We start from the raw sequence: 6,905 nt of genomic DNA, 5'->3' as shown, positions 1-6,905 counted from the left end.
CATACCTCCCGGGTGGTGGTTTCCCGTTTATTAAAAAAGATGGAAAGGGAAGGGAAGATCGATCTTCAGCGCAGTCAGATCAAGGTAAACAGTTTATAGGATCCGACTCAATTTCCCTTTACAGGGCCAAACAATGAATAAGATGTTACCATTTTTAGACTGGATCAGAAAGTACAGGTGGTCTTTCCTTCCGCATGATATTGTGGCCGGGGTTACAGTAGCCATTGTGCTGATCCCTCAGGGGCTTGCCTATGCACTGATTGCCGGGTTACCTGCGGTTTATGGTCTTTACGCCTCCATGGTGCCCCTGGTAGTATATACGTTTTTTGGTACATCCCGGGCCCTGGGTGTGGGTCCGGTAGCCATGGATTCCCTTCTCGTGGCAGCCGGACTGGGGGCGATAGCGTCAGTCGGACCCGATAATTACATAGCCATGGCGATCGCCCTCGCCTTTCTGGTAGGGGGAATCCAGTTTTTACTTGGGGTTTTCAGGATGGGATTTCTGGTCAATTTCATGTCAAAACCCGTGATCAGTGGATTTACCTCGGCAGCTGCATTGATCATTATGTTCAGTCAGCTCAAATACCTGTTGGGGATAGACATGGAGGGTAGCAGCCAATTGCACCTGATCCTGTGGAATGCTTTTCAGCATGTGAACGAGATCAACCCTTTCGACCTGGGTATCGGGATTGTGGGTATCCTCCTGATGGTCCTGTTGAAAAAGTGGAACAGGAAACTGCCGTATATTCTGATGGTAGTTGTTCTGGGGATCCTGGCCGTTTACTTCCTGCAGCTGGTTCAGTATGGGGTAGGGATCGTCGGCGAGGTGCCAAAAGGTCTGCCTTCAGCAACTTTTCCTGAGATAAAGTGGAGTGTGTTGACAGATCTGTGGCCCATTGCCCTGACCCTTGCCCTGGTGGGCTACCTCGAGACGATTACCATAGGTAAAGGAGTGGAGGACAAGATGAATGGGGACAGTCTGAAGGCGAACAAGGAATTGGTGGCCCTGGGACTTTCCAACATGGCGGGTTCCCTTTTCCAGTCCTATCCCATTACCTCGAGTTTTTCGAGGTCTGCCATCTATTACGAGGCAAAGCCCAAAACGAATCTGGCTACTCTTATCACTGCCGGGATGGTCTTACTTACCCTACTCTTTCTTACGCCACTCTTTTACTACCTTCCGAATGCGGTACTGGCCAGTATCATCATGGTATCGGTTTACGGCCTTATTGACAGCAGTTATGTCCGCATTTTATGGAAGTTCAGGAAGGATGAATTTCTGGTCTTGATCGCCACGTTCTTCCTGACGCTTTTCGCTGGGATTATGGAAGGAATTCTGACCGGAGTCCTTATCTCCTTATTGCTGATGGTATACCGTACTTCAAATCCTCATGTTGCCGTACTGGGCAACATTCAGGGGACCCCATATTACAGAAACGTGAATCGATTTGCATCCGATGCCATTGTCAGACCCGACCTCCTGATCGTGCGGTTCGACGCCCAGCTTTATTTCGGGAATGCCAATTTCTTCAAATCACATCTCAAGGAACTCATACACCAGAAGGGGCCTGAACTAAAGGCAGTGATATTGAATGCGGAGGCGATCAATTACATTGACTCCTCAGCCGCCCTGACCTTGAAGAAGCTTATCGAAAGCCTCTACGAAAAAGGGGTCCACTTTTTTATCGCCGGAGCCATAGGCCCTACCAGGGATATCCTATTCTCCAGTGGGATCATGGATCTGCTGCCCAAGGCGTGTCTTTTCGTGGAAACAAGAGAGGCGGTCGAATTCTTTGACCATCCGTCGATAAAGGACGGAGTAAAGGATAAAGTAGCCCTCCAGCGGAACCCGGTTGGTAACCAGAGTTACCGAAGCTAGGCGATTATCCCTTATTTTTGCAGGGAATTAAGTATTGAAAAAATGACCATAGAACAGATTTATACAGGATGCCTGGCACAAGGAGCCTATTACATAGAAAGCAAAGGGGAAGCGGCTATTATCGATCCCCTGAGGGAGGTATCTCCCTATATAAAAAGGGCAGCCAGGGATAAGGCAAAGGTCAAATACGTTTTTGAAACGCATTTCCACGCCGACTTCGTCAGTGGACATATTACCCTGTCCAAGGAAACAGGGGCGCCCATTATCTACGGGCCGAAGGCCGACCCTTCCTTTGAGGCCTATATCGCGAAGGACGGGGAAGAGTTTAAGATAGGAGACCTTACCATCAAGGTCCTGCATACCCCGGGCCATACTATGGAGAGTACGACCTATCTGCTCAGGGATGCTCAGGGGAAGGATGTCGCTATTTTTTCCGGTGATACCTTGTTCCTGGGTGACGTGGGCAGGCCCGATCTGGCACAGAAAGCCGCTCATCTTACCCAGGAAGAGCTTGCCGGAATGCTATACGACAGCCTGAGAGAAAAGATCATGCCCCTGGCCGATGATGTTACAGTGTATCCGGCCCATGGAGCCGGATCTGCCTGCGGGAAGAACATGATGAAGGAGACCGTGGATACCCTGGGCAATCAGAAAAGGGTGAATTATGCCCTTCGCGCCGATATGACCCGGGAGGAATTCATCGAGGAAGTTACCGAAGGCCTTTTACCGCCGCCTAAATACTTCCCTTTGAACGTGAAGATGAACAAGGAAGGTTATGAAGATATAGGGGTAGTGCTAAAAAGAGGAACAACAGCCCTCGACCCGGATGAATTTGAGGCCCTGGCCAATGAATCCGAGGCCATAATCCTCGATGTGCGGACGCAGCAGGAATTCGTCAAGGGACATATCCCAAGGTCCATCTTTATTGGGCTTAACGGGGATTTCGCTCCCTGGGTGGGTGCCCTCATCGCAGATGTCACCCAAAGCATCCTGCTGGTGACGCCGCTCGGGAAGGAAGAAGAGGCGGTAACCCGGCTTTCCAGGGTGGGCTTTGACAACACCCTCGGTTACCTGGAAGGAGGATTCGACTCCTGGAAAAAGGCAGGGAAAGAGATCGACAAGATCAAATCCAAGCCCGCTGCAGAACTGAAAAAGGAGCTCTCAGAAAAGTCTACCCCTGTCTTCGATGTCAGGAAGGAATCCGAATATAAGTCGGAGCACCTGGTCGGAGCTGAAAACACGCCTCTGGATACCCTCAATGAGCATCTGGCGGAATTTCCGGATGATCAACCTTTCTATATGCATTGTGCAGGAGGGTATCGTTCAGTGATCGCCGCCTCCATTCTCAAGAGCAGGGGTATTCACAACCTGGTTGATGTCGGTGGGGGATTCGATGCCATCAAGCAAGCCGGTCTGGAAGTGAGTGATTACGTCTGCCCCACCACTTTATGACGGATATCATAGGACGGAAAAGGAAATAGATTTAGTATTGCAGGGTGAAATGGGCTAAACTGATCAAGTTTATCGGGGTTTGTATCCTCTGTCTGGGCATTATTTATCTGATAGCCCGGTTTATATATTACCTAACCTGAAATTGAGAACAGATGAAAAAAAATATGGGAGCCCTTGACAAGGTCATACGGGTTGTGATTGCACTGGTAGCTGCGGCTCTGGTGTATTACGATGTAGTGGGAGGCATGTATTCCTATATACTTCTGACCATCACTGCTATCTTTCTCCTGACCAGCCTTGTCGGTTTTTGTCCGCTTTATGGCCTGTTCGGTTTAAACACCTGCCCCGTAAACAAGCGAGGTTAGAACAGGTTGCATTTAGAATTTCCATGGACCTGGGATTTCCATGGCAGGTATGGATTAGCCGTCTGCAGCTTACGTATCAGGAATAATTATTCCCGTATCACCAAATTATTTCAAAATCCCCATTTCATAATGGGGATTTTTTTAATTTAGTCAAGAGAACAACGGACAATGCTTAAAAATTTCATCCGCAGTGTAGGGGTCATCAATGTGATACTGCTCCTCGTCGTACTTTCCATCATTGTCGTTTCCGAATACATGTACCTTACGGGCCATAAGCTCGACGCCATTTTTATCGCTTTCTGGGCGCCTACCATCTTAGGATTCATGAACTATTTCAAATACAGGAAGTGATGGATTTTATACTGGCATATTCCCTTTTTGTCGGCCTGATCTTCGTGATCTGGATGGTCTTTGTGATCCGGATGTACAAGGAACTCAATAAGAAGCAATAAGAGGCCCGCTTACTTTAACTGTTCTATTTCCATCAGGTTTCCGCTATTCCTCAGTACATACGAGCTGATGAGTCTGCGGTCTTCCAGGGTCTCCTTCTGAGGCGTAACAAAAGCTAGTATATCTTCTAAGGAGGATACAGGGGTCTCTTTAGGGATAAACCCATAGCCGTAATAAAGACCGTCCCTCACAACAACCAGGGCATCTTCACCGGGATTTCTCCCTTTCTCCTTTATGATGAAGTTCTCCCTTTCCTTGGCAAGTGAGGAGATCGCCTGCTTAACCTTCGCATTGTAATCCTCAATGCGCTCTTTCCCCCGGCAGATCCCCGAACAGGGGCCTAACCTGAAATGGCTGCACCGGGCAACACCTTCCTGCAAGTGGCAGTATTTCGGACAGAGCTCAAATCGGGCACAGAGTTTTTCCAGGAGATCACGGCTTTCTGTCAGGGAATAAAGAATGGCAATGGGATTGGGAACACTACCCGCCTTGGTAAGCGCCAGGTGCATTATACCTTCCCGGTCTTCATAGGAAAAGATCGCTATTCCCTGTACCTTTCTCTTTTGCGCCCGGTTGTACATGGGGTAATGTTTTTTAATGGCCTGGTTCTCCATCAGTAGGGCGACCAGCTCATTTCCTGATAGGTCGAACTCAATATTTTGGGTCGCCCTGCACATGCGTACCTCCTTCTCACTCTGGTCGTAGAAATGGCCCAGCACTCTCTTCTTGATATTTTTCGCTTTACCCGTATAGATCACCTCCCCATTGACATTTTTGAAGTAATAAACACCCGGTTTCTGGGGGAGCCTTTCGTACTGAGTCCTGGGAAGAGCAGGGGGAAGGGTTGCTTCCTGAGATCTGGCATTCAGGAATTTTTTCAGGGTGATTTCGATTCCGGGGGTAGCCATGATCCGTTTAAAAAGTATGACGGTGGCCCTGGCATCACCCCTTGCCCTGTGCCTGTCCTCCAGGGGGATATTTAGGGAAGTACACAGTTTGCCCAGGCTGTACGATCTGAATCCCGGGAACACGGTCCTCGCGAGTCGGACAGTACATAATTTCTTCCTGGTGAAAGGAATCCCAAGTTCGCGAAACTCGTTCTTAATGACGTGGTAGTCGAAATTAACGCTATGGGCCACAAAGACGGAACCCTCTGTGATCCTCAGGATGTCATTGGCTATATCCCTTAACGGGGGAGAGTCACGCACCGTGTCATTGTCAATACCGGTGAGTCCGGTTATAAAAGGGGGTATTTCGCATTCGGGATTGACCAGGGAGGTGAACTCATCAATGACCCTGCCCTCCGCATATTTAAAGATGGAAATCTCTGTGATCTTGTTTCCCCGGATACCGTTTCCCGTGGTCTCTATGTCGACTATGCAATACACCCTTGTCAAAATTCCAATTAAAGGTAGTGCAAACACAAAAAAAGGGCAACTGCCGTTACCCTTTCTCTGATTTTGTAAAATAAATGTTGTTCTTCAGGAACTCCTTAAGAATTGTCGACCACTTTGGCGGAGGGAGCGTTCTTTTTTACGGAAGCTATCCCATTGGCCATAGAGGAAGTCGATGCATACATCTGGCTGGCACCGATTTCCTGGCCATTGGTGGCTTTGAGGCTAAAATAAGGCTTGCCATTTTTAGCGACCTTACGCTCGAACATGCCGTCATTTTTGGAATTTTTTCGGACGGATTCAATTCCGTTTTCACAGGCAGCTTTGGTCTTGTAGGCTTCACTGGAAAGGATGACCTGACCGTTACCTGCTTTGAGATTAAATCTGAATTGCCCTGATTTGTCTTTTTTAATTTCGAATTTGCCCATTTTGAAGTAGTTTGAATTTTTTCAAATTTACTATTAAATACGATTTTTTTTGGCAAGGAGACAAAAAATAATCCACATATCACTGTGGATGATTGTTGTTTTATCAAATTTTCGTTTAAAAGTACCGGTCTGTATTTTGAACGGATATCAAATCACCGGAGAGCCCTTCAACCGTTTTTCTATCTTCTGTTTTTTCTCGGTAAGCCTTTTCATGAGTTCCATAAGTTCCGGCTCCCTTGTCTTTTTGTATATCTCGTTCAGTGCCAGGATCAATTCTTTGGCATCCCTGGATGCCTGTACTCTGTCGCTTGTAGACATATGGCTCATTTTCATGTTCTCAAATGTCTCTGCTCTTTTTAGTAAATCCATAATTCAGCAAATCTTATTATAGCGGAAAAGATAGGAAAGATTTGCAGGGTGGCATTATCCTATTCTCATAAACTTTTCCTATTATTTCCTTAAGGAAAAGCAAAGACGCCATGGACTATATAAGGCTGGAGTACTCTGAAGGTCGGACTGTTACAGAGGGATTCAGTTCGAAATTCCCTGGTACTCTCCCTGAAGAGAGTTAGGGTCGACCACGGTAATAAAATTCTCCCGGGTCTGTGTATCATTCCCTTCGCTGTTGATCGCAGTGAGGGACACATCATAGGTGCCGGGATTCAGGTATTGGATAAAAGGCTCCACTTCCGTACTGCTGTCTGGCGTTCCCCCGGGGAAGGACCACTGGTAGGAGGTGGCATTGGCAGATCCGTTTACGAATTGCACCCGTGTACCGGCCCGGATCGTAGTAGCCAGGGCATCGAACTCCGCTATGGGCGGACTGCTGAGTTCCGGCATATTATTGCCTTCATCATCCTTAGAGCACTGCACGTGCAGGAGGAATATCGCAATGAAAACTAAAATCCTGTTGAATGTCATGTGGATCAAATTGGGT

Annotated in this window: 8 protein-coding genes and 1 pseudogene; 5 read left to right on the top strand and 4 right to left on the bottom strand. The window is 47.7% G+C overall.

Features of this window, described 5'->3' with window-relative positions; genetic code table 11:
• The 5 genes and pseudogenes from ABYP73_RS10040 to ABYP73_RS10020 all read left to right on the top strand — a co-directional run.
• Positions 1–99, top strand: a pseudogene (locus ABYP73_RS10040) (Crp/Fnr family transcriptional regulator); the annotation flags it as partial.
• 43 nt (positions 100–142) lie between these two features.
• A complete protein-coding gene (locus ABYP73_RS10035) occupies positions 143–1,879 on the top strand; it encodes a SulP family inorganic anion transporter (protein WP_372974224.1) in 1,737 nt (578 codons plus the stop codon).
• Positions 1,880–1,921: 42 nt separating this feature from the next.
• Entirely contained in the window at positions 1,922–3,331 is a 1,410-nt protein-coding gene (locus ABYP73_RS10030; RefSeq protein WP_372974223.1) for a rhodanese-like domain-containing protein, read from the top strand.
• Between the two features lie 152 nt (positions 3,332–3,483).
• The gene (locus ABYP73_RS10025) at positions 3,484–3,696 is read left to right on the top strand and encodes a DUF2892 domain-containing protein (protein WP_372974222.1); all 213 of its coding nucleotides are present in this window, start codon (positions 3,484–3,486) and stop codon (positions 3,694–3,696) included.
• A gap of 168 nt (positions 3,697–3,864) precedes the next feature.
• On the top strand, positions 3,865–4,047 hold the full coding sequence (locus ABYP73_RS10020; RefSeq protein ID WP_188370912.1) for a hypothetical protein: 183 nt from the start codon (positions 3,865–3,867) through the stop codon (positions 4,045–4,047).
• Between the two features lie 110 nt (positions 4,048–4,157).
• Here the strand turns inward: ABYP73_RS10020 and ABYP73_RS10015 are convergent, their stop codons facing one another.
• From ABYP73_RS10015 to ABYP73_RS10000, 4 genes are all read right to left on the bottom strand, one after another.
• A complete protein-coding gene (locus ABYP73_RS10015) occupies positions 4,158–5,534 on the bottom strand; it encodes an exonuclease domain-containing protein (RefSeq protein WP_372974221.1) in 1,377 nt (458 codons plus the stop codon).
• Between the two features lie 104 nt (positions 5,535–5,638).
• Positions 5,639–5,968: a YegP family protein gene (locus ABYP73_RS10010; protein WP_188370913.1), complete on the bottom strand. Its 330-nt coding sequence runs from the start codon at positions 5,966–5,968 to the stop codon at positions 5,639–5,641.
• Between the two features lie 147 nt (positions 5,969–6,115).
• Positions 6,116–6,337 carry a hypothetical protein gene (locus ABYP73_RS10005; RefSeq protein WP_372944735.1) on the bottom strand — a complete coding sequence of 74 codons (222 nt, stop codon included), beginning with the start codon at positions 6,335–6,337 and terminating at the stop codon, positions 6,116–6,118.
• 162 nt (positions 6,338–6,499) lie between these two features.
• On the bottom strand, positions 6,500–6,905 hold a 406-nt coding region (locus tag ABYP73_RS10000; RefSeq protein WP_372974220.1), incomplete at its 5' end, for a PKD domain-containing protein.

Source organism: Muriicola sp. (assembly GCF_041567615.1).
In the GTDB taxonomy this organism is placed as follows: domain Bacteria; phylum Bacteroidota; class Bacteroidia; order Flavobacteriales; family Flavobacteriaceae; genus Muriicola.
Note: the sequence above shows the minus strand (reverse complement) of the source record. Positions and strands in the feature narration are given on the sequence as shown.

Excerpts from the sequence above, each read along its gene's own strand:
- ABYP73_RS10035 (WP_372974224.1), top strand. The coding sequence starts at position 143 with ATGTTACCATTTTTAGACTGGATCAGAAAGTACAGGTGGTCTTTCCTT.
- ABYP73_RS10030 (WP_372974223.1), top strand. The coding sequence starts at position 1,922 with ATGACCATAGAACAGATTTATACAGGATGCCTGGCACAAGGAGCCTAT.
- ABYP73_RS10025 (WP_372974222.1), top strand. The coding sequence starts at position 3,484 with ATGAAAAAAAATATGGGAGCCCTTGACAAGGTCATACGGGTTGTGATT.
- ABYP73_RS10020 (WP_188370912.1), top strand. The coding sequence starts at position 3,865 with ATGCTTAAAAATTTCATCCGCAGTGTAGGGGTCATCAATGTGATACTG.
- ABYP73_RS10010 (WP_188370913.1), bottom strand. The coding sequence starts at position 5,968 with ATGGGCAAATTCGAAATTAAAAAAGACAAATCAGGGCAATTCAGATTT.
- ABYP73_RS10005 (WP_372944735.1), bottom strand. The coding sequence starts at position 6,337 with ATGGATTTACTAAAAAGAGCAGAGACATTTGAGAACATGAAAATGAGC.